The organism is Pseudomonas sp. LBUM1679, assembly GCF_059695565.1.
Genome location: NZ_CP166774.1, coordinates 6,602,294 through 6,623,959, shown reverse-complemented (window position 1 = coordinate 6,623,959; position 21,666 = coordinate 6,602,294). Strand labels below are relative to the sequence as shown.

Here is a 21,666-nt window from a genome sequence, read left to right as displayed (position 1 = left end):
CTTTGCTGAAGCGAGGCCATCAGGCCGCGACTCGGTACCCGAATTTCTTGACGACCATAGAGCATTGGAACCACCTGATCCCATCCCGAACTCAGCAGTGAAACGATGCATCGCCGATGGTAGTGTGGGGTTTCCCCATGTGAGAGTAGGTCATCGTCAAGATTAAATTCCGAAACCCCTATCTGCGTATGCAGGTAGGGGTTTTGTTTTTGCCCGCAGGAAATCCGACCCCCAGGGTTTCTATGCAACGGCTCGGTGCATGGCTATCATGCGGGCCTCATTGTGAGGCGAGACTTGCATGCTGACGTTGTTAGAGCTTCTTAAAGATGGTCGGTTTCATTCCGGCCAGGCCCTGGGCATTGCCTTGGGTATCAGTCGTAGCGCGGTATGGAAGCAGCTTCAGCATTTGGAAGCTGAACTTGGCTTGTCCATTCACAAAGTGCGCGGGCGCGGGTATCAGCTGGCTGCACCCTTGACGCTGCTTGATCCTCTTGGCATCAGAGAGCGGGCCCCTTCCTGTGACTGGCCCGTTCTGGTCTTCGACTCAATCGACTCCACCAACGCCGAAGCCTTGCGCGCCATCGAGCGCGGCCAGGCTGCGCCATTCCTGGTGCTTGCCGAGCGGCAGACTGCCGGGCGAGGGCGGCGCGGGCGAAAATGGGCCAGCCCTTTTGCGGAAAACATCTATTACAGCCTGGTGTTGCGCATTGAGGGGGGAATGCGGCAGCTGGAGGGCTTGAGCCTGGTCGTCGGGCTTGCGGTAATGCAGGCCTTGCGAGAGCTTGGTATTTCGGCAGCAGGGCTGAAGTGGCCGAATGATGTTCTGGTAGGGCAAAAAAAGATCGCAGGGATATTGCTCGAATTGGTGGGGGATCCCGCTGATGTATGCCATGTGGTCTTGGGTGTCGGGATTAATGTGAACATGCAGATGACTGACGAGGTTGATCAGCAGTGGACCTCCATGCGGCTTGAGTCGGGCAAGGTATTTGATCGCAATCACCTCGTTGCCGCCTTGGGGGAGAAGCTCCAGGCCTATTTGAGTCAGCATCAGGTCGGCGGATTTTCAGCTATCCAGGCGGAGTGGGAGCAAAATCATCTTTGGCAGGGGCGCGCTGTGTCGCTGATTGCAGGCGTAAACCAAATAGATGGCGAAGTGCTGGGTATTGATAACCAGGGTGCCTTGCGCTTGAAGGTGGGTGGTTTGGAAAAAGTCTTTAGTGGTGGTGAGCTCAGCCTGAGGTTGCGTGATGATTCTTGAGCTCGATTGTGGAAACAGTTTCATCAAGTGGCGGGTGCTCCATGCGGATGTCCGTCGGGTGGTGGGTGAGGGCGTCGTTGATTCGGATCTTGCTTTGCTGGAGAGCTTGGAGGCGCTCAAGGGGATCGCTCTCAAGTTTTGCCGGTTGGTCAGTGTCAGGACCCCTGAAGAAACCCAGGCGTTGATTGCCCTGCTCACGCAAGCTTTCGGTGTGTCGGCGGTCTGTGCGGCACCGGCTCGCGAAATGTCTGGTGTTCGTAACGGGTATGAGGAATTCGAGCGGCTGGGGCTTGATCGTTGGCTGGCGATGCTCGGCGGGTTTCACCTGGCCTCGGGTGCCTGCCTGGTGCTCGATTTCGGTACCGCAGTCACTGCCGACTTTATTGCCGGCGATGGGGAGCATCTCGGCGGATTCATCTGCCCAGGAATGCCTCTGATGCGCAATCAGCTGCGGACCCATACTCGTAGAATCCGCTATGGGGATCTCGCCGCAGAGCGCGCCCTGGAAAGTCTCGTCCCGGGTCGCACCACCGTCGAGGCGGTGGAGCGAGGGTGCTCGCTGATGCTCAGGGGCTTTGTCCTGACCCAGCTGGAGATGGCACGCAGCTACTGGGGAGATGATTTTACTGTGTTCCTCACTGGGGGGGATGCAGATCTGGTCTCCGGGATCGTGCCTGATGCCAGGGTGGTTCCAGACCTGGTGTTCGTAGGCTTGGCTATGGCATGTCCCTTGTCCTGAGGTTTTTATGCGTTGGTTGTTCCTGCTGCTGCTCGTTCTCAATGTGTTCTATTACGTCTGGCATCAACAAGAGGCGCCTTTGCGTGCGAAAGATGTCACGCCGTTGAGCTTGTACCGAGGTTCGCAGCAGGATATCCGCCTGTTGAGCGAGGCGAGTGACGCGGCTCGAGATAAAGAAAAATCGCCCCGGGCCGATGATGGTTGCCTGTATCTGGGCGGTTTTGCACGTCAGGACGCTGCGCAGGCGGTCGAGCGGCGATTGAATGGCATGGAAATCAAATTCCAGTCATTGCCGAAGGATTCCGCTGAATCTGCAGGTTACTGGGTGCGTGTGGCACCCGAAAGCCGGCGTTGGTTGGATGATTCGCAGCTGAAAAACCTTTCCAAAGAATTCAATGAGTTAAAACATAAAATAATGCCGTGCGAGGGGGTTGCACCTGCTCAATAGTTTGCATAGAATGGCGCCCGCTCCGCAGTGAACACCTTTAACGGTTAACGCTACGAAGCGAGGTCAACGCAGCTAACCTCAGGTTTTTAATGAGAAAATGCTTGACAGAAGGCCGGCGTAGTATAGAATGCCGGCTCGCTTAGGAGGGGTTCCCGAGCGGCCAAAGGGATCAGACTGTAAATCTGACGTCTACGACTTCGAAGGTTCGAATCCTTCCCCCTCCACCATTTTTAGCGAGAGCTGCAAGCCTCGCGGGTATAGTTTAGTGGTAGAACCTCAGCCTTCCAAGCTGATGATGCGGGTTCGATTCCCGCTACCCGCTCCAAGTTTGCAGATCCTGCAAAGTGTTACGCTCTTGTAGCTCAGTTGGTAGAGCACACCCTTGGTAAGGGTGAGGTCAGCGGTTCAAATCCGCTCAAGAGCTCCATATAACAAGGCAGATATGAAAATATCTGCCTTTGTTTTAATGGTCTGGTTGTGTTTCGTTGTCCCTGAGGGCGCTTTGAGCCCCAGTGCTGGTGGAGTGCAAGGGTCATTGAGTAAATTGTTGTAAAGTCTTTTTCGGGCCGGCATAATGGTCGGCCTGATTTTGTTCTAGGTCAGTAGCTCAATTGGCAGAGCGACGGTCTCCAAAACCGTAGGTTGGGGGTTCGATTCCCTCCTGACCTGCCAGATTCACTTGGTGGGTTTGGCTTTCTTTTCACAGGATCTTCATAGATGACTCCTAAAGCTGAAGCTCAAGGCTCTCGCTTCGATCTGCTCAAGTGGCTAGCAGTAGCTGCTTTGGTGGTTGTTGGCGTTGTTGGCAATCAGTATTACTCTGCTTCGCCGATCCTGTACCGTGTACTTGCTTTGCTTGTCATTGCTGCTGTAGCTGCCTTTGTAGGCCTGCAGACAGTCAAGGGCAAGTCTTTCTTTGTGCTGGTAAAGGAAGCTCGCACCGAGATTCGTAAAGTCGTATGGCCAACTCGCCAAGAAACCACGCAGACCACGTTGATTGTTGTGGCTGTTGTCCTGGTTATGGCGTTGCTGTTGTGGGGGCTTGATTCCCTGCTCGGCTGGCTTGTTTCCTTGATTGTCGGCTAAGGGTGTCCCGTGGCTAAGCGTTGGTACGTTGTGCATGCTTACTCCGGTTACGAGAAGCATGTCATGCGCTCGTTGGTAGAGCGCGTAAAGCTGGCTGGCATGGAAGATGGCTTCGGCGAAATTCTGGTTCCCACTGAAGAAGTGGTTGAAATGCGTAATGGCCAGAAACGCAAAAGCGAGCGCAAATTCTTCCCGGGTTATGTGCTGGTCCAGATGGACATGAATGAGGGTACTTGGCACTTGGTCAAGGATACGCCTCGGGTGATGGGTTTCATCGGCGGTACTGCTGATAAGCCTGCACCGATCACAGATAAAGAGGCAGAAGCGATTCTGCGTCGTGTCGCTGACGGTAGCGACAAGCCGAAGCCGAAGACGTTGTTCGAGCCAGGCGAGTCGGTACGTGTCAACGACGGGCCGTTTGCCGATTTTACCGGCACGGTTGAAGAAGTTAACTACGAAAAGAGCCGGATCCAAGTGGCAGTGCTTATTTTCGGACGCTCTACTCCGGTAGAGCTTGAGTTCAGCCAGGTCGAAAAGGTCTAGCTGAACAAGCATCCCAACCCCGCAGCCTCAGGCTGTGGGGTTTTGTCGTCACTGGGATAAACGCGCAAGTAACCGGGGAGCCTTTCGAGGCGTTTGAACCCGTAATTGGAGTGCCTCATGGCCAAGAAAATTACCGCTTACATCAAGCTGCAAGTGAAGGCCGCTCAGGCTAACCCAAGCCCACCTGTTGGTCCTGCATTGGGTCAGCACGGCGTGAACATCATGGAATTCTGCAAGGCTTTCAACGCCCGTACTCAGGGTATTGAGCCAGGCCTGCCGACTCCAGTGATCATCACTGTCTACAGCGACCGTAGCTTCACGTTCGAAACCAAATCCACCCCTGCTTCGGTTCTGCTGAAGAAGGCGGCCGGTCTGGCCAGCGGTTCCGCTCGTCCGAACACCGTTAAGGTTGGCACCGTGACCCGTGCTCAGCTGGAAGAAATCGCGAAAACCAAAAACGCGGATCTGACTGCAGCTGATATGGATGCAGCCGTGCGTACTATCGCCGGTTCTGCTCGTAGCATGGGCCTTAACGTGGAGGGTGTGTAATGGCTAAGTTGACCAAACGTCAAAAGGCTATCGCCGGCAAAATCGAAGCAGGCAAGTCCTACAACTTTGTAGACGCTGCCGCCCTGCTGGCTGAGCTGTCGACTGTCAAGTTCAGCGAGTCCTTCGACGTTGCTGTAAACCTGGGTGTTGACCCGCGTAAATCCGACCAGGTCGTTCGTAGCGCTACTGTGCTGCCACACGGCACTGGCAAGACTGTTCGCGTTGCTGTGTTCACCCAGGGTCCAGCTGCTGAGGCCGCTTTGGCTGCCGGCGCTGACCGTGTAGGTATGGACGATCTGGCTGCCGAAATGAAAGGCGGCGACCTGAACTATGACGTCGTTATCGCATCCCCGGATGCCATGCGCGTTGTAGGCCAGTTGGGTCAGATCCTCGGTCCACGTGGCCTGATGCCTAACCCTAAAGTCGGCACCGTAACCCCAGACGTAGCTACCGCGGTTAAAAACGCCAAGGCTGGTCAGGTTCGTTATCGCACCGACAAAAACGGCATCATTCACACCTCCGTTGGCAAAGTCGGCTTCGACGCCGTCAAGCTGAAGGAAAACGTTGAAGCCCTGATCTCTGATCTGAAGCGCATCAAGCCGGCTTCCTCGAAAGGCATTTATGTCAAGCGCATCACCCTGAGCACCACCATGGGCCCGGGCCTGGTCATCGACCAAGGTTCGCTGGAAGCGTAAGACAAAAATTGGCGCAAGCGATTGCGCCAATTGAAAGATTGGGGTCCCTGCCTGGCGGGGGCTATCCAAGACCGTAGGCGACGCAAGTCTTAAACCTCAAGCCTACGCAGATGGTGCTCCCGGTTCCTTACCGAATCAGACACCAAAACGACATCCGGCTTCGGTTGGATGAAACGGTAACAAGCAGGAGTTTTTCCCGTGGCAATTAAACTTGAAGACAAGAAGGCCATCGTCGCTGAAGTCAACAAGGCTGCCAATGTTGCCCTGTCTGCTGTTGTGGCTGATGCCCGCGGCGTGACAGTAAGCGCTATGACCGGACTCCGTAAAGAGGCTCGTGAAGCTGGCGTTTACGTACGTGTTGTACGTAACACCCTGCTCAAGCGCGCCGTTGCTGGCACTCAATATGACGTGCTCAACGACGTGTTCACCGGCCCGACCTTGATTGCATTCTCCAAAGACCATCCGGGCGCTGCTGCCCGTATCTTCAAAGAGTTCGCAAAAGGTCAGGACAAGTTCGAGATCAAGGCAGCTGCGTTCGAGGGCAAGTTCCTCGCAGCTAATCAGATCGACGTACTGGCAAGCCTGCCGACCCGTGACGAAGCAATTTCTCAGCTGATGAGCGTGATTCAAGGCGCAACCAGCAAATTGGCTCGTACTCTGGCGGCTCTTCGCGACCAGAAAGAAGCTGCTGCAGCCTAAGGCTGAGCGACTCCTTTCAGCGTTTTTTGTTTATTTCGATGGCCGCGTAGGCTGTCACCCCAATACAGGAATTTATAGTCATGTCTCTGACTAACGAGCAAATCATCGAAGCAATCGGCGAAAAATCCGTTCTGGAAATCGTTGAGCTGATCAAGGCCATGGAAGAGAAGTTCGGCGTTTCCGCTGCCGCTGCTTCCGCAGGTCCTGCTGCTGTTGCTGCCGTTGTTGAAGAACAAACTGAATTCAACGTCAATCTGGTTGAGACTGGCGAGAAGAAAGTTAACGTGATCAAGGCTGTACGTGAGCTGACCGGTCTGGGCCTGAAAGAAGCCAAGGCTGTAGTTGACGGCTGCCCAGGCATGGTTCTGGAAGCTGTTTCGAAAGACGCAGCTGACAAAGCCAAGGCTGTTCTGGAAGAAGCAGGCGCTAAAGTCGAGCTGAAGTAAGCATCGACTTTGCGTCTCCAGCCCGAGCGTTAAGCGAAAGGCTGATGGCTGGTGGCTCTTGCCACCGGCCTTTTTCCGTTATTGGCAGCCGACTGGGTCGGTGCTGGTAACGAGCTGTAACCACCCGATGCGGTGGCGCAAACCATGGGGTTTGCACGATTTTCTGGCTGCTCCCGTCGGGAGGGGCCAAACAAGCAGGTGACCAAGCTGGGGAACGCTGATGGCTTACTCATATACTGAGAAAAAACGTATCCGCAAGGACTTTAGCAAGTTGCCGGACGTCATGGATGTGCCGTATCTCCTGGCAATCCAGCTGGATTCGTATCGTGAATTCTTGCAGGCGGGAGCGACTAAAGATCAGTTCCGCGACGTGGGCCTGCATGCGGCCTTCAAATCCGTTTTCCCGATCATCAGCTACTCCGGCAATGCTGCGCTGGAGTACGTCGGTTATCGCCTGGGCGAACCGGCATTTGATGTCAAAGAATGCGTATTGCGCGGTGTAACTTACGCCGTACCTTTGCGGGTAAAAGTGCGCCTGATCATTTTCGACAAAGAATCGTCGAACAAAGCGATCAAGGACATCAAAGAGCAAGAAGTCTACATGGGTGAAATCCCCCTGATGACCGAGAACGGTACCTTCGTAATCAACGGTACCGAACGAGTAATCGTTTCCCAGCTGCACCGTTCTCCAGGCGTGTTCTTCGACCACGACCGTGGCAAGACGCACAGCTCCGGCAAACTGCTGTACTCCGCGCGCATCATTCCTTACCGCGGTTCGTGGCTGGACTTCGAGTTCGACCCGAAAGACTGCGTGTTCGTGCGTATCGACCGTCGTCGCAAGCTGCCTGCATCGGTACTGCTGCGCGCGCTCGGCTATACCACTGAAGAAGTGCTCGACGCGTTCTACACCACCAACGTTTTCCACCTGAGCGGCGAAACCCTCAGTCTGGAACTGATTGCTTCGCGTCTGCGCGGTGAAATCGCTGTTCTTGATATTCAGGACGAGAAGGGCAAGGTCATCGTTGAGGCTGGTCGCCGTATTACCGCGCGCCACATCAACCAGATCGAAAAAGCCGGTCTCAAGACCCTGGAAGTGCCTCTGGACTACGTCCTGGGTCGCACTACCGCCAAGGCCATCGTGCATCCGGCAACCGGCGAAATCCTGGCAGAGTGCAACACCGAGCTGAACACTGAGATCCTGGCAAAAATCGCCAAGGCCCAGGTTGTTCGCATCGAGACTCTGTACACCAACGATATCGACTGCGGTCCGTTCGTCTCCGACACCCTGAAGATTGACTCCACCAGCAACCAATTGGAAGCGCTGGTCGAGATCTATCGCATGATGCGTCCAGGCGAGCCGCCAACCAAAGACGCTGCCGAGACTCTGTTCAACAACCTGTTCTTCAGCCCTGAGCGCTATGACCTGTCTGCGGTCGGCCGGATGAAGTTCAACCGTCGTATCGGTCGTACCGAGATCGAAGGTTCGGGCGTGTTGTGCAAAGAAGACATCGTCGCGGTACTGAAGACTCTGGTCGACATCCGTAACGGTAAAGGCATCGTCGATGACATCGACCACTTGGGTAACCGTCGTGTTCGCTGTGTAGGCGAGATGGCCGAGAACCAGTTCCGCGTTGGCCTGGTACGTGTTGAGCGTGCGGTCAAAGAGCGTCTGTCGATGGCTGAAAGCGAAGGCCTGATGCCGCAAGACCTGATCAACGCCAAGCCAGTGGCTGCGGCGGTGAAAGAGTTCTTCGGTTCCAGCCAGCTGTCCCAGTTCATGGACCAGAACAACCCGCTGTCCGAGATCACCCACAAGCGTCGTGTGTCTGCACTCGGCCCTGGCGGTTTGACTCGTGAGCGTGCTGGCTTTGAAGTGCGTGACGTACACCCGACTCACTACGGTCGTGTATGTCCGATTGAAACGCCGGAAGGTCCGAACATCGGTCTGATCAACTCCCTGGCCGCGTATGCGCGCACCAACCAGTACGGCTTCCTCGAGAGCCCGTACCGTGTGGTGAAAGACGCTCTGGTCACCGACGAGATCGTGTTCCTGTCCGCCATCGAAGAAGCTGATCACGTGATCGCTCAGGCTTCGGCCACGATGAACGACAAGAAGATGCTGATCGACGAACTGGTAGCTGTTCGTCACTTGAACGAGTTCACCGTCAAGGCGCCGGAAGACGTCACCTTGATGGACGTATCGCCGAAGCAGGTAGTTTCGGTTGCAGCGTCGCTGATCCCGTTCCTCGAGCACGATGACGCCAACCGTGCGTTGATGGGTTCGAACATGCAGCGTCAAGCTGTACCCACCCTGCGCGCTGACAAGCCGCTGGTCGGTACCGGCATGGAGCGTAACGTAGCCCGTGACTCCGGCGTTTGCGTCGTGGCTCGTCGTGGCGGCGTGATCGACTCTGTTGATGCCAGCCGTATCGTGGTTCGTGTTGCTGATGATGAAGTTGAAACCGGTGAAGCTGGTGTCGACATCTACAACCTGACCAAATACACCCGCTCCAACCAGAACACCTGCATCAACCAGCGTCCGCTGGTGCGTAAAGGTGATCGGGTTCAGCGCAGCGACATCATGGCTGACGGCCCGTCCACCGACATGGGTGAACTGGCACTGGGTCAGAACATGCGCATCGCGTTCATGGCCTGGAACGGTTACAACTTCGAAGACTCCATCTGCCTGTCGGAACGAGTTGTTCAAGAAGATCGCTTTACCACGATCCACATTCAGGAACTGACCTGTGTGGCGCGTGACACCAAGCTTGGGCCAGAGGAAATCACTGCAGACATCCCGAACGTGGGTGAAGCTGCACTGAACAAGCTGGACGAAGCCGGTATCGTTTACGTAGGTGCTGAAGTTGGCGCAGGCGACATCCTGGTGGGTAAGGTCACTCCGAAAGGCGAGACCCAGCTGACTCCGGAAGAAAAACTGCTGCGTGCCATCTTCGGTGAAAAAGCCAGCGACGTTAAAGACACCTCCCTGCGTGTGCCTACTGGCACCAAGGGTACCGTCATCGACGTACAGGTCTTCACTCGCGACGGCGTTGAGCGTGATGCTCGTGCACTGTCGATCGAGAAGACTCAACTCGACGAGATCCGCAAGGATCTGAACGAAGAGTTCCGTATCGTTGAAGGCGCGACCTTCGAACGTCTGCGTTCCGCTCTCGTCGGCCACAAAGCCGAAGGCGGCGCCGGTCTGAAGAAGGGTCAGGACATCACCGACGAAATTCTCGACGGTCTTGAGCATGGTCAGTGGTTCAAACTGCGCATGGCTGAAGATGCTCTGAACGAGCAACTCGAGAAGGCCCAGGCCTACATCGTTGATCGCCGCCGTCTGCTGGACGACAAGTTCGAAGACAAGAAGCGCAAACTGCAGCAGGGCGATGACCTGGCTCCAGGCGTGCTGAAAATCGTCAAGGTTTACCTGGCAATCCGTCGCCGCATCCAGCCGGGCGACAAGATGGCCGGTCGTCACGGTAACAAAGGTGTGGTCTCCGTGATCATGCCGGTTGAAGACATGCCGCACGATGCCAATGGCACCCCGGTCGACGTCGTCCTCAACCCGTTGGGCGTACCTTCGCGTATGAACGTTGGTCAGATCCTTGAAACCCACCTGGGCCTCGCGGCCAAAGGCCTGGGCGAGAAGATCAACCGCATGATCGAGGAGCAGCGTAAAGTTGCCGATCTGCGCAAGTTCCTGCACGAGATCTACAACGAGATCGGCGGTCGTAACGAAGATCTGGACAGCTTCTCCGACCAGGAAATCCTGGATCTGGCGAAGAACCTGCGTGGCGGCGTTCCAATGGCCACTCCAGTGTTCGACGGTGCCAAGGAAAGCGAAATCAAGGCCATGCTGAAACTGGCAGACCTGCCAGAAAGCGGCCAGATGCAGCTGACCGACGGCCGTACCGGCAACAAGTTCGAGCGCCCGGTTACTGTTGGCTACATGTACATGCTGAAGCTGAACCACTTGGTAGACGACAAGATGCACGCTCGTTCTACCGGTTCGTACAGCCTGGTTACCCAGCAGCCGCTGGGTGGTAAGGCGCAGTTCGGTGGTCAGCGTTTCGGGGAGATGGAGGTCTGGGCACTGGAAGCATACGGTGCTGCTTACACTCTGCAAGAAATGCTCACAGTGAAGTCGGACGATGTGAACGGCCGGACCAAGATGTACAAAAACATCGTGGACGGCGATCACCGTATGGAGCCGGGCATGCCCGAGTCCTTCAACGTGTTGATCAAGGAAATTCGTTCCCTCGGCATCGATATCGATCTGGAAACCGAATAACACGTGACGCGAATCGAGAGCGGGGCAGGATTGCCCGCTCTCTGCTCCGCCAGGAGGAAAGGCCTTGAAAGACCTACTGAATTTGCTGAAAAACCAGGGTCAAGTCGAAGAGTTCGACGCCATCCGTATTGGATTGGCATCGCCTGAGATGATCCGTTCGTGGTCGTTCGGTGAAGTTAAAAAGCCGGAAACCATCAACTACCGTACGTTCAAACCTGAACGTGACGGCCTGTTCTGCGCCAAGATCTTTGGCCCGGTAAAGGATTACGAGTGCCTGTGCGGTAAGTACAAGCGCTTGAAGCACCGTGGTGTGATCTGCGAGAAGTGCGGCGTTGAAGTCGCGCTGGCCAAAGTTCGTCGTGAGCGCATGGCGCACATCGAACTGGCTTCGCCGGTTGCCCACATCTGGTTCCTGAAATCGCTGCCGTCGCGTATCGGCTTGCTGATGGACATGACCCTGCGTGATATCGAACGCGTTCTCTACTTCGAGAGCTATGTCGTTATCGATCCAGGCATGACCACCCTTGAAAAAGGTCAGCTGCTCAACGACGAGCAGTACTTCGAAGCGCTGGAAGAGTTCGGCGACGATTTCGATGCCCGCATGGGTGCCGAAGCTGTCCGTGAACTGCTGCACGCTATCGACCTGGAACACGAGATTGGCCGTCTGCGTGAAGAAATTCCGCAAACCAACTCCGAAACCAAGATCAAGAAGCTGTCCAAGCGTCTGAAGTTGATGGAAGCCTTCCAGGGTTCCGGCAACCTTCCAGAATGGATGGTGCTGACCGTTCTGCCGGTTCTGCCGCCAGATCTGCGTCCACTGGTCCCGCTGGATGGCGGTCGTTTCGCGACTTCCGACCTCAACGATCTGTATCGTCGAGTGATCAACCGTAACAACCGCTTGAAGCGCCTGCTCGATCTGTCCGCTCCGGACATCATCGTGCGCAACGAAAAGCGTATGTTGCAGGAAGCCGTCGATGCACTGCTCGACAACGGTCGTCGTGGCCGCGCTATCACTGGTTCGAACAAGCGTCCTCTGAAATCCCTGGCTGACATGATCAAGGGTAAGCAAGGTCGTTTCCGTCAGAACTTGCTCGGTAAGCGTGTTGACTACTCGGGTCGTTCGGTAATTACCGTTGGTCCAACCCTGCGTCTGCACCAGTGCGGTCTGCCGAAGAAAATGGCTCTCGAGCTGTTCAAGCCGTTCATTTTCGGCAAGCTGGAAATGCGTGGTCTCGCGACCACCATCAAAGCTGCCAAGAAGATGGTCGAGCGTGAGCTGCCGGAAGTCTGGGACGTTCTCGCTGAAGTTATCCGCGAACACCCGGTTCTCCTCAACCGTGCACCGACCCTTCACCGTCTGGGTATCCAGGCGTTTGAACCGGTACTGATCGAAGGTAAGGCTATCCAGCTGCACCCTCTGGTCTGTGCTGCGTACAACGCCGACTTCGACGGCGACCAAATGGCCGTGCACGTACCGCTGACACTGGAAGCCCAGTTGGAAGCGCGTGCGTTGATGATGTCGACCAACAACATTCTGTCGCCAGCCAACGGTGAGCCAATCATCGTTCCTTCGCAGGACGTTGTATTGGGTCTGTACTACATGACTCGTGAAGCGATCAACGCCAAGGGCGAAGGTCGTGTGTTCGCGGATCTGCAGGAAGTTGACCGTGTGTTCCGTGCCGGCGAAGCCGCACTGCACGCTAAAGTCAAAGTGCGGATCAACGAAACCGTCAACGATCGTGATGGCGGCAGCGTCAAGAACACCCGTATCGTCGACACCACTGTCGGCCGTGCGCTGTTGTTCCAGGTTGTTCCACCTGGCCTGTCGTACGACGTCGTCAACCAGCCGATGAAGAAAAAGGCGATCTCCAAGCTGATCAACCAGTGCTACCGCGTGGTTGGTTTGAAAGAGACCGTGATCTTCGCTGACCAGTTGATGTACACCGGTTTTGCCTATTCGACCATTTCCGGCGTTTCCATCGGTGTTAACGACTTCGTTATCCCGGATGAAAAAGCCCGCATCATCAATGCTGCTACTGATGAAGTGAAAGAAATCGAAAGTCAGTACGCCTCCGGCCTGGTAACCCAGGGCGAGAAGTACAACAAAGTGATCGACCTTTGGTCCAAGGCGAACGACGAAGTTTCCAAGGCGATGATGGCCAACCTCTCGAAAGAGAAAGTCATCGACCGTCATGGCGTCGAAGTCGACCAAGAGTCCTTCAACTCGATGTACATGATGGCCGACTCGGGCGCACGGGGTTCTGCTGCGCAGATCCGTCAGCTCGCCGGTATGCGTGGTCTGATGGCCAAGCCGGACGGCTCCATCATTGAAACGCCGATTACTGCGAACTTCCGTGAAGGTTTGAGCGTACTTCAGTACTTCATCTCCACTCACGGTGCTCGTAAAGGTTTGGCGGATACCGCGTTGAAAACGGCGAACTCCGGTTACCTGACTCGTCGTCTGGTAGACGTGGCGCAGGATCTGGTAGTAACCGAGATCGATTGCGGCACCGAACATGGCCTGGTGATGACTCCGCACATTGAAGGCGGTGACGTTGTTGAGCCGCTGGGTGAGCGCGTATTGGGTCGTGTTATCGCCCGTGACGTGTTCAAGCCAGGTTCCGAAGAAATCATCGTTCCTGCCGGCACACTGGTAGACGAGAAGTGGGTCGAGTTCATCGAGCTGAACAGCATCGACGAAGTGATCGTGCGTTCGCCGATCAGCTGCGAAACCCGCTTCGGCATTTGCGCCAAGTGCTACGGCCGTGACTTGGCTCGTGGTCACCAGGTGAACATCGGTGAAGCGGTCGGCGTTATCGCTGCCCAGTCCATCGGTGAGCCGGGTACCCAGCTGACCATGCGTACGTTCCACATCGGTGGTGCGGCAAGCCGGACCTCCGCAGCCGACAGCGTTCAGGTGAAGAATGGCGGTACCGTCCGTCTGCATAACCTGAAGCACGTTGAGCGAGTGGATGGTTGCCTGGTTGCTGTGTCCCGTTCCGGTGAGCTGGCGATCGCTGATGACTTCGGTCGTGAGCGCGAGCGTTACAAGCTGCCGTACGGTGCTGTGATTTCGGTTAAAGAAGGTGACAAGGTCGACGCTGGCGCAATCGTGGCCAAGTGGGATCCGCACACTCACCCGATCGTTACCGAAATGAAAGGTACCGTGACCTACGTGGGCATGGAAGAAGGCATCACGATCAAGCGTCAGACTGACGAATTGACCGGTATGACCAACATTGAAGTACTCGACGCCAAAGACCGTCCAGCTGCCGGTAAAGATATCCGTCCTGCTGTGAAGATGGTTGATGACAACGGCAAGGATCTCTTGCTGCCGGGTACCGACGTAATTGCTCAGTACTTCCTGCCTGCCAACGCCCTGGTCGGTGTAGCGGACGGTGCGAAAATCGCGATCGGTGATGTTATCGCGCGTATTCCGCAAGAGACTTCGAAGACCCGTGACATCACCGGTGGTCTGCCGCGTGTTGCCGACTTGTTCGAAGCCCGTCGTCCGAAAGAAGCCTCGATCCTGGCGGAAGTCAGCGGCACCATCGCGTTCGGTAAAGAGACCAAAGGCAAGCGCCGTCTGGTTATCACCCCGAACGACGGTACCGATCCGTACGAAGAGCTGATTCCGAAGTGGCGTCACCTGAACGTCTTCGAAGGCGAACAGGTAAACCGCGGCGAAGTTATCTCCGACGGTCCGAGCGATCCACACGACATTCTGCGTCTGCTGGGTGTGAGTGCGCTGGCCAAGTACATCGTGAACGAGATCCAGGACGTTTACCGTCTGCAAGGCGTGAAGATCAACGACAAGCACATCGAGACCATCCTGCGTCAGATGTTGCGTAAGGTTGAAATCGCTGAATCCGGCGACTCGACTTTCATCAAGGGCGACCAGATGGAGTTGACTCACGTTCTGGTAGAGAACGAGCGTCTGGCTGGCGACGAGAAATTCGTTTCCAAGTTCACTCGTGTGTTGCTGGGTATCACCAAGGCGTCGTTGTCCACCGAATCGTTCATCTCGGCGGCTTCCTTCCAGGAAACCACTCGCGTACTGACCGAAGCGGCGGTAACCGGCAAGCGCGATTACCTGCGCGGCCTGAAAGAAAACGTAGTCGTGGGTCGTCTGATCCCGGCCGGTACCGGTCTGGCTTATCACAGCGAGCGTAAGCGTCGCCGTGATGCTGACAAACCGTTGCGCGTAAGCGCCAGTGAAGTGGAAGCTGCACTGACCGAAGCGCTGAACTCGAGCGGTAACTGAGTTCTGCAGTAAATAAGCGTGGGGCCCCGGCCGCTCCGTTCATCGAATCGAGACAATTTGTCGAGGTTGGATGAGCGGGGAGGTCGGGGCCTTGCCTTGACTGGGGGCAAGATCCTCTTTAGACTCTTGTACCCCTAAATTTGGCGGGAATTCGTTCCTGCCATTTTGCTTTTCTTGCAAGACAATAGCGTCGCAAGACAACAGTGGAGCTAGTAGATGGCAACTATCAACCAGCTGGTACGTCAGCCGCGTAAGCGTATCGTCGAGAAATCCGACGTGCCTGCGCTGCAGAACTGCCCGCAACGTCGTGGCGTATGCACCCGTGTGTATACCACCACGCCGAAAAAACCTAACTCGGCACTGCGTAAAGTATGCCGTGTGCGTCTGACCAACGGTTTCGAGGTTTCCTCGTACATCGGCGGTGAAGGCCACAACCTGCAAGAGCACAGCGTGGTACTGATCCGCGGCGGTCGTGTAAAAGACTTGCCAGGTGTTCGTTACCACACCGTACGCGGTTCTTTGGATACTTCCGGCGTTAAAGGTCGTAACCAGGGTCGTTCGAAGTACGGTACCAAGAAGCCTAAGTAGTAGTGGCTTTTTGTAAAAACCGATTTTCTATTTTTCTGAGTCGATAAGAGTAAGGTCGGAGGCGTCCCGAAAGGGCACCGATTCCGAGCGAACCTGAAGACCGTTTGAGGGCTTATCCATGCCAAGAAGACGCGTAGCAGCCAAGCGCGAAGTGCTTGACGATCCAAAATACGGCAGCCAGATCCTGGCCAAGTTCATGAACCACGTAATGGAAAGCGGCAAGAAAGCCGTTGCCGAGCGTATCGTTTATGGCGCGCTGGAAAAGGTTAAAGAACGCAAGAACAGCGACCCCCTGGAAATCTTCGAGAAAGCTCTCGACGCCATCGCTCCGCTGGTCGAAGTGAAGTCGCGCCGTGTAGGCGGTGCTACTTACCAGGTTCCGGTTGAAGTTCGTCCGTCCCGTCGTAATGCTCTGGCAATGCGCTGGTTGGTAGACTTCGCCCGCAAGCGCGGCGAGAAGTCTATGGCTCTGCGTTTGGCCGGCGAACTGCTGGACGCTGCCGAAGGCAAAGGTGCTGCAGTTAAGAAGCGTGAAGACGTGCACCGTATGGCTGAAGCCAACAAGGCTTTCTCGCACTACCGCTTCTAATTTTAGCGTCACTAATTTTGCGAGGGCTTTATGGCTCGTACTACACCGATTAACCGCTACCGTAACATTGGTATCGTTGCTCACGTGGATGCTGGTAAAACCACCACCACCGAGCGCGTCCTTTTTTACACTGGCAAAAGTCACAAAATGGGCGAGGTGCATGACGGCGCCGCGACCACAGACTGGATGGTGCAGGAGCAGGAGCGTGGTATTACCATTACTTCTGCTGCCATCACCGCCTTCTGGCAGGGTTCCGAGAAGCAGCACAAGGACCAATACCGCTTCAACGTCATCGACACCCCGGGCCACGTTGACTTCACTATTGAAGTTGAACGTTCCCTGCGTGTTCTCGACGGCGCGGTCGTTGTGTTCTGCGGCACCTCGGGTGTTGAGCCTCAGTCGGAAACCGTATGGCGTCAAGCCAACAAGTACGGCGTTCCACGTCTTGTTTACGTAAACAAGATGGACCGTGCTGGTGCGAACTTCCTGCGCGTGATCGGCCAGATCAAGCAGCGTCTGGGTCACACCCCGGTGCCGATCCAGTTGGCCATCGGTTCCGAAGACAACTTCCAGGGTCAGATCGATCTGATGGCCATGGAAGCTGTTTACTGGAACGACGCTGACAAAGGCATGGTTCCAGTTCGCAAGCCTATCCCTGCTGAACTGCAGGAACTGGCTGACGAGTGGCGCGGCAACATGGTTGAGGCTGCGGCCGAAGCCAGCGAAGAGCTGATGAACAAGTACCTCGAAGGTGAAGAGCTCACCAACGCGGAAATCAAGGCCGCTCTGCGTCAGCGTACTATCGCTGGTGAGATCGTCCTGGCTGTTTGCGGTTCTTCCTTCAAGAACAAGGGCGTTCCCCTGGTTCTCGACGCCGTGATCGACTACCTGCCGGCTCCTTCCGACATTCCTGCCATCAAGGGTACCGACCCGGATGACGAGACCCAGGAAATGGAGCGTCATGCAGACGACAGCGAGCCGTTCTCGGCGCTGGCGTTCAAGATCGCTACCGACCCATTCGTGGGTACCTTGACCTTCGTCCGCGTTTACTCGGGCGTGTTGGCCTCCGGCGACGGCGTGATCAACTCGGTCAAAGGCAAGAAAGAGCGCGTGGGTCGTATGGTGCAAATGCACGCAAACGCCCGTGAAGAAATCAAGGAAGTGCGCGCTGGTGACATCGCGGCCTTGATCGGCATGAAGGACGTCACCACTGGTGAGACTTTGTGCAACGCTGACAAGCCAATCATCCTGGTTCGCATGGACTTCCCGGAGCCGGTTATTTCGGTTGCCGTAGAGCCTAAGACCAAGGACGACCAGGAAAAAATGGGTATCGCTCTGGGCAAGCTTGCTCAGGAAGACCCGTCTTTCCGCGTCAAGACTGATGAAGAGACTGGTCAAACGATCATCTCCGGCATGGGCGAGTTGCACCTGGACATCCTGGTTGACCGGATGCGCCGTGAGTTCAACGTCGAAGCCAACATCGGTAAGCCTCAAGTTTCGTACCGTGAGCGCATCACGAAGAGCTGCGAAATTGAAGGCAAGTTCGTTCGCCAGTCCGGCGGTCGTGGTCAGTTCGGCCATTGCTGGATCCGTTTTGCGCCTGCTGACGAAGGTCAGGAAGGTCTGCAATTCGTGAACGAAGTAGTGGGTGGTGTGGTTCCTAAGGAATACATCCCGGCTATCCAGAAGGGTATCGAAGAGCAGATGAAAAACGGCGTTGTTGCCGGTTATCCGCTGATCGGCCTGAAGGCTACCGTGTTTGATGGTTCCTACCACGACGTCGACTCCAACGAGATGGCGTTTAAGGTGGCTGCTTCCATGGCGACCAAGCAACTGGCCCAGAAGGGTGGCGGTGAGTTGCTTGAGCCGATCATGGCGGTAGAGGTTGTTACACCTGAAGACTATATGGGTGACGTGATGGGCGACCTTAACCGTCGTCGCGGCATGATCCTGGGTATGGAAGATACGGTTTCCGGCAAAGTGATTCGTGCCGAGGTTCCGTTGGGTGAGATGTTCGGTTACGCAACCGACGTTCGCTCCATGTCCCAAGGTCGCGCAAGCTACTCTATGGAATTCAAAAAATACAATACGGCTCCGTCGCACATCGTCGAAACCGTTACCAAAAAACAAGGCTGATTCAGCCCCCTTTAGGCTAGGAGTTAATTGTCGTGGCTAAAGAAAAATTTGACCGTACCCTCCCGCACGTCAACGTTGGCACCATCGGTCACGTCGACCACGGTAAAACCACGCTGACCGCTGCTCTGACTCGCGTCTGCTCCGAAGTTTTCGGTTCGGCCGTTGTTGCTTTCGACAAGATCGACAGCGCTCCGGAAGAAAAGGCTCGTGGTATCACCATCAACACCGCGCACGTTGAATACAACTCGCTGATCCGTCACTACGCTCACGTTGACTGCCCAGGTCACGCTGACTATGTGAAGAACATGATCACTGGTGCTGCTCAGATGGACGGCGCTATCCTGGTTTGCTCGGCCGCTGATGGTCCGATGCCACAAACCCGTGAGCACATCCTGCTGTCCCGTCAGGTTGGCGTTCCGTACATCGTTGTCTTCCTGAACAAGGCTGACATGGTTGACGACGCTGAGCTGCTGGAACTGGTTGAGATGGAAGTGCGCGATCTGCTGAGCACTTACGACTTCCCAGGCGACGACACTCCGATCATCATCGGTTCGGCTCTGATGGCTCTGAACGGCCAAGACGACAACGAAATGGGCACCACTGCCGTTCGTAAACTGGTTGAGACTCTGGACAGCTACATTCCAGATCCAGTCCGTGTTATCGACAAGCCGTTCCTGATGCCAATCGAAGACGTATTCTCGATCTCCGGTCGCGGTACTGTTGTAACTGGCCGTATCGAGCGCGGTATCGTTAAGATCCAGGACTCGCTGGAAATCGTAGGTCTGCGTGACACTGTTGTCACCACCTGCACCGGTGTTGAAATGTTCCGCAAGCTGCTCGACGAAGGTCGTGCTGGCGAGAACTGCGGCGTTCTGCTGCGTGGTACCAAGCGTGACGACGTTGAGCGTGGCCAGGTTCTGGTCAAGCCGGGTTCGGTCAAGCCGCACACCAAGTTCGAAGCTGAAGTGTACGTACTGAGCAAAGAAGAAGGCGGTCGTCACACTCCGTTCTTCAAAGGCTACCGTCCACAGTTCTACTTCCGGACCACTGACGTGACCGGTAACTGCGAACTGCCGGAAGGCGTTGAAATGGTAATGCCAGGCGACAACATCAAAATGGTTGTCACCCTGATCAAGACCATCGCAATGGAAGACGGTCTGCGTTTCGCTATCCGTGAAGGCGGTCGTACCGTCGGCGCTGGCGTCGTAGCCAAAATCATCGAGTAAGCTCTTTTCGAGCAAGCTTCGATGAGTTGAAGAAGCCCCCCGCTCAGCGGGGGGCTTTTTTATTGGGTTGACACCCATATGGGGCGTCTATAGAATTGCGCCTCCTTTTAACGGGCGTATTGCGCTCGGTGGGAATAGCAGCCGGAGTCTGAAATCCAATGCAAAATCAGCAAATCCGTATCAGGTTGAAGGCTTTTGACCATCGCCTGATCGACCAATCCACCCAGGAAATCGTGGAAACCGCGAAACGTACTGGTGCTCAAGTGCGTGGTCCAATTCCACTGCCTACCCGTAAAGAGCGGTTCACCGTTCTGGTCTCCCCGCACGTCAACAAAGACGCGCGTGACCAGTACGAGATCCGTACTCATAAGCGCGTTCTGGACATCGTCCAGCCAACGGATAAAACCGTTGATGCACTTATGAAGCTTGATCTTGCGGCCGGTGTGGAAGTGCAGATCAGCCTCGGCTAAGACTCGGTCTTAGTCGTGTAACGCTCTGAAATGGGCGGCCATAGCGGGTGAAAGCCCCGTACACTCATGAGGTTTACAACATGACTATTGGTGTAGTCGGTCGTAAATGCGGTATGACCCGTATTTTCACCGAAGAAGGTGTCTCCATTCCGGTCACGGTCATTGAGATCGAACCGAATCGCGTCACCCAGTTCAAAACTGAAGAGACCGATGGCTATCGTGCAGTGCAAGTCACTGTAGGCGAGCGTCGTGCTTCGCGTGTTACAGCTGCTCAAGCTGGCCACTTCGCTAAAGCGAACGTTGCCGCTGGTCGTACCGTAATGGAATTCCGCCTTGAAGAAGGCGAGTACCAGGCCGGCGATCTGATCAACGCTGAAATCTTCGCCGCTGGTCAACTGGTTGATGTAACCGGTCAGTCCAAGGGTAAAGGCTTCCAGGGTACGATCAAGCGTTGGAATTTCCGCGGGCAAGATAATACCCACGGTAACTCCGTGTCCCACCGCGTTCCAGGCTCTATCGGCCAGTGCCAGACTCCTGGTCGTGTATTCAAGGGCAAAAAAATGTCCGGTCATATGGGCGCTGAGCGCGTGACCGTGCAGTCCCTGGAAGTAGTGCGCGTGGACGCTGAACGCAATCTGTTGTTGGTCAAGGGTGCTGTTCCTGGCGCTACTGGCGGCAACTTGGTTGTACGTCCAGCAGCCAAGGCTCGCGGTTAAGGGGAAGCTGACATGCAATTAAATGTAAATGACGCTCAAGCGATCGAAGTTTCCGAACTGACATTTGGCGGCGAATTCAACGAGACGCTGGTTCACCAAGCAGTCGTGGCCTACATGGCCGGCGGCCGTCAAGGTAGCAAGCAGCAAAAGACCCGTTCCGACGTTCGTGGTGGCGGTAAGCGCCCTTGGCGTCAGAAAGGTACTGGCCGTGCTCGTGCCGGTACTATCCGTAGCCCAATCTGGCGTGGCGGCGGTACCACTTTCGCAGCTCGTCCTCAGGATCACACCCAGAAGCTGAACAAGAAGATGTATCGCGCAGCAATGCGTTCCATCCTTGCTGAGCTGGTGCGTACTGATCGTCTGGTAGTGGTTCAGGACTTCGCTGTTGATGCACCGAAGACCAAAGATCTGCTGAACAAACTGACCGGCATGGGCCTGACTGACGTCTTGATCGTGTCTGAAGTAGTTGATCAGAACCTGTACCTGGCTGCTCGCAACCTGCCACACGTTGATGTACGTGACGTGCAAGGTTCCGATCCAGTTAGTCTGATCGCATACGACAAGGTGTTGATCACCGTGTCGGCCGTGAAGAAATTCGAGGAGCTGCTGGGATGAACCAGGAACGCGTATTTAAAGTTCTGCTTGGCCCGCACGTTTCCGAGAAGGCTACGGTTCTGGCTGACAAGAAAGGCCAGTTCGTTTTCAAGGTTGCAACTGACGCAACCAAGCTGGAAATCAAGAAGGCCGTCGAAAGCCTGTTCAGCGTGAAAGTAGAGCGTGTTACTACCCTGAACGTTCTGGGTAAGAGCAAGCGCACTGCTCGCGGTCTGGGCAAGCGTAATGACTGGAAGAAGGCAGTTATCTCCCTTCAGCCAGGCCAAGATCTCGATTTCAGCAGCAGTGCTGAGTAAGGAAGGGGT

19 protein-coding genes, 4 tRNA genes and 1 rRNA gene are annotated in these 21,666 nt (G+C 55.5%); all 24 read left to right on the top strand.

The window, feature by feature from the left end; translation table 11 throughout:
- Positions 1-46 precede the first annotated feature (46 nt).
- The 24 genes from rrf to rplW all read left to right on the top strand — a co-directional run bounded on the left by rrf (position 47) and on the right by rplW (position 21,657).
- Positions 47-162, top strand: a 5S ribosomal RNA gene (gene rrf, locus ACA062_RS30355).
- A 136-nt stretch (positions 163-298) separates the two neighbouring features.
- Positions 299-1,258, top strand: a complete 960-nt coding sequence (gene birA, locus ACA062_RS30350; protein ID WP_497454269.1) for a bifunctional biotin--[acetyl-CoA-carboxylase] ligase/biotin operon repressor BirA — start codon at positions 299-301, stop codon at positions 1,256-1,258.
- Complete coding sequence (locus ACA062_RS30345; RefSeq protein WP_497454268.1) at positions 1,248-1,997, top strand: pantothenate kinase; 750 nt, start codon at positions 1,248-1,250, stop codon at positions 1,995-1,997. The genes birA and ACA062_RS30345 overlap by 11 nt, the downstream gene beginning before the upstream one ends.
- A 7-nt stretch (positions 1,998-2,004) precedes the next feature.
- Entirely contained in the window at positions 2,005-2,445 is a 441-nt protein-coding gene (locus tag ACA062_RS30340) for a hypothetical protein (protein ID WP_497454267.1), read from the top strand.
- Positions 2,446-2,587: 142 nt separating this feature from the next.
- Positions 2,588-2,672: transfer RNA gene (locus ACA062_RS30335), tRNA-Tyr, on the top strand.
- 24 nt (positions 2,673-2,696) lie between these two features.
- Positions 2,697-2,770 (top strand) — tRNA-Gly (locus ACA062_RS30330).
- 26 nt (positions 2,771-2,796) lie between these two features.
- Positions 2,797-2,872, top strand: a tRNA-Thr gene (locus ACA062_RS30325).
- Between the two features lie 169 nt (positions 2,873-3,041).
- Positions 3,042-3,117 (top strand) — tRNA-Trp (locus ACA062_RS30320).
- A 45-nt stretch (positions 3,118-3,162) separates the two neighbouring features.
- On the top strand, positions 3,163-3,531 hold the full coding sequence (gene secE / locus ACA062_RS30315; protein ID WP_150766964.1) for a preprotein translocase subunit SecE: 369 nt from the start codon (positions 3,163-3,165) through the stop codon (positions 3,529-3,531).
- A gap of 9 nt (positions 3,532-3,540) precedes the next feature.
- Positions 3,541-4,074: a transcription termination/antitermination protein NusG gene (nusG, locus tag ACA062_RS30310; RefSeq protein WP_007896622.1), complete on the top strand. Its 534-nt coding sequence runs from the start codon at positions 3,541-3,543 to the stop codon at positions 4,072-4,074.
- Positions 4,075-4,191: 117 nt separating this feature from the next.
- On the top strand, positions 4,192-4,623 hold the full coding sequence (gene rplK, locus ACA062_RS30305; protein WP_282379322.1) for a 50S ribosomal protein L11: 432 nt from the start codon (positions 4,192-4,194) through the stop codon (positions 4,621-4,623).
- Positions 4,623-5,318, top strand: coding sequence for a 50S ribosomal protein L1 (rplA, locus tag ACA062_RS30300; protein WP_128872506.1), 696 nt, complete (start codon positions 4,623-4,625; stop codon positions 5,316-5,318). The genes rplK and rplA overlap by 1 nt, the downstream gene beginning before the upstream one ends.
- A gap of 198 nt (positions 5,319-5,516) precedes the next feature.
- Complete coding sequence (gene rplJ / locus ACA062_RS30295; protein ID WP_497454266.1) at positions 5,517-6,017, top strand: 50S ribosomal protein L10; 501 nt, start codon at positions 5,517-5,519, stop codon at positions 6,015-6,017.
- An 80-nt stretch (positions 6,018-6,097) separates the two neighbouring features.
- Positions 6,098-6,463 (top strand): 50S ribosomal protein L7/L12, encoded by a 366-nt coding sequence (rplL, locus tag ACA062_RS30290; protein ID WP_497454265.1) that lies wholly within the window; start codon positions 6,098-6,100, stop codon positions 6,461-6,463.
- 220 nt (positions 6,464-6,683) lie between these two features.
- The gene (gene rpoB / locus ACA062_RS30285) at positions 6,684-10,757 is read left to right on the top strand and encodes a DNA-directed RNA polymerase subunit beta (RefSeq protein WP_497454264.1); all 4,074 of its coding nucleotides are present in this window, start codon (positions 6,684-6,686) and stop codon (positions 10,755-10,757) included.
- Between the two features lie 64 nt (positions 10,758-10,821).
- Positions 10,822-15,021 carry a DNA-directed RNA polymerase subunit beta' gene (rpoC, locus tag ACA062_RS30280; RefSeq protein ID WP_497454263.1) on the top strand — a complete coding sequence of 1,400 codons (4,200 nt, stop codon included), beginning with the start codon at positions 10,822-10,824 and terminating at the stop codon, positions 15,019-15,021.
- 216 nt (positions 15,022-15,237) lie between these two features.
- The gene (gene rpsL / locus ACA062_RS30275) at positions 15,238-15,609 is read left to right on the top strand and encodes a 30S ribosomal protein S12 (protein WP_002555494.1); all 372 of its coding nucleotides are present in this window, start codon (positions 15,238-15,240) and stop codon (positions 15,607-15,609) included.
- Positions 15,610-15,727: 118 nt separating this feature from the next.
- Positions 15,728-16,198, top strand: a complete 471-nt coding sequence (rpsG, locus tag ACA062_RS30270) for a 30S ribosomal protein S7 (RefSeq protein ID WP_002555493.1) — start codon at positions 15,728-15,730, stop codon at positions 16,196-16,198.
- Between the two features lie 30 nt (positions 16,199-16,228).
- The gene (gene fusA / locus ACA062_RS30265; RefSeq protein ID WP_497454262.1) at positions 16,229-18,334 is read left to right on the top strand and encodes an elongation factor G; all 2,106 of its coding nucleotides are present in this window, start codon (positions 16,229-16,231) and stop codon (positions 18,332-18,334) included.
- Between the two features lie 32 nt (positions 18,335-18,366).
- Complete coding sequence (gene tuf, locus ACA062_RS30260) at positions 18,367-19,560, top strand: elongation factor Tu (RefSeq protein ID WP_497454261.1); 1,194 nt, start codon at positions 18,367-18,369, stop codon at positions 19,558-19,560.
- A 158-nt stretch (positions 19,561-19,718) separates the two neighbouring features.
- Positions 19,719-20,030, top strand: coding sequence for a 30S ribosomal protein S10 (rpsJ, locus tag ACA062_RS30255; protein ID WP_003186070.1), 312 nt, complete (start codon positions 19,719-19,721; stop codon positions 20,028-20,030).
- Between the two features lie 80 nt (positions 20,031-20,110).
- Entirely contained in the window at positions 20,111-20,746 is a 636-nt protein-coding gene (gene rplC / locus ACA062_RS30250; RefSeq protein WP_003186059.1) for a 50S ribosomal protein L3, read from the top strand.
- Between the two features lie 12 nt (positions 20,747-20,758).
- Complete coding sequence (gene rplD, locus ACA062_RS30245) at positions 20,759-21,361, top strand: 50S ribosomal protein L4 (RefSeq protein ID WP_007896707.1); 603 nt, start codon at positions 20,759-20,761, stop codon at positions 21,359-21,361.
- Positions 21,358-21,657 (top strand): 50S ribosomal protein L23, encoded by a 300-nt coding sequence (gene rplW / locus ACA062_RS30240; protein ID WP_002555488.1) that lies wholly within the window; start codon positions 21,358-21,360, stop codon positions 21,655-21,657. The genes rplD and rplW overlap by 4 nt, the downstream gene beginning before the upstream one ends.
- The last annotated feature ends 9 nt before the right edge of the window (positions 21,658-21,666 follow it).

Excerpts from the sequence above, each read along its gene's own strand:
- rpoB (WP_497454264.1), top strand. The coding sequence starts at position 6,684 with ATGGCTTACTCATATACTGAGAAAAAACGTATCCGCAAGGACTTTAGC.
- rplD (WP_007896707.1), top strand. The coding sequence starts at position 20,759 with ATGCAATTAAATGTAAATGACGCTCAAGCGATCGAAGTTTCCGAACTG.
- ACA062_RS30340 (WP_497454267.1), top strand. The coding sequence starts at position 2,005 with ATGCGTTGGTTGTTCCTGCTGCTGCTCGTTCTCAATGTGTTCTATTAC.
- rplL (WP_497454265.1), top strand. The coding sequence starts at position 6,098 with ATGTCTCTGACTAACGAGCAAATCATCGAAGCAATCGGCGAAAAATCC.
- ACA062_RS30345 (WP_497454268.1), top strand. The coding sequence starts at position 1,248 with ATGATTCTTGAGCTCGATTGTGGAAACAGTTTCATCAAGTGGCGGGTG.
- rpsJ (WP_003186070.1), top strand. The coding sequence starts at position 19,719 with ATGCAAAATCAGCAAATCCGTATCAGGTTGAAGGCTTTTGACCATCGC.
- secE (WP_150766964.1), top strand. The coding sequence starts at position 3,163 with ATGACTCCTAAAGCTGAAGCTCAAGGCTCTCGCTTCGATCTGCTCAAG.
- rpsG (WP_002555493.1), top strand. The coding sequence starts at position 15,728 with ATGCCAAGAAGACGCGTAGCAGCCAAGCGCGAAGTGCTTGACGATCCA.
- birA (WP_497454269.1), top strand. The coding sequence starts at position 299 with ATGCTGACGTTGTTAGAGCTTCTTAAAGATGGTCGGTTTCATTCCGGC.
- rplC (WP_003186059.1), top strand. The coding sequence starts at position 20,111 with ATGACTATTGGTGTAGTCGGTCGTAAATGCGGTATGACCCGTATTTTC.
- rpsL (WP_002555494.1), top strand. The coding sequence starts at position 15,238 with ATGGCAACTATCAACCAGCTGGTACGTCAGCCGCGTAAGCGTATCGTC.
- rplK (WP_282379322.1), top strand. The coding sequence starts at position 4,192 with ATGGCCAAGAAAATTACCGCTTACATCAAGCTGCAAGTGAAGGCCGCT.
- fusA (WP_497454262.1), top strand. The coding sequence starts at position 16,229 with ATGGCTCGTACTACACCGATTAACCGCTACCGTAACATTGGTATCGTT.
- rplA (WP_128872506.1), top strand. The coding sequence starts at position 4,623 with ATGGCTAAGTTGACCAAACGTCAAAAGGCTATCGCCGGCAAAATCGAA.
- rplW (WP_002555488.1), top strand. The coding sequence starts at position 21,358 with ATGAACCAGGAACGCGTATTTAAAGTTCTGCTTGGCCCGCACGTTTCC.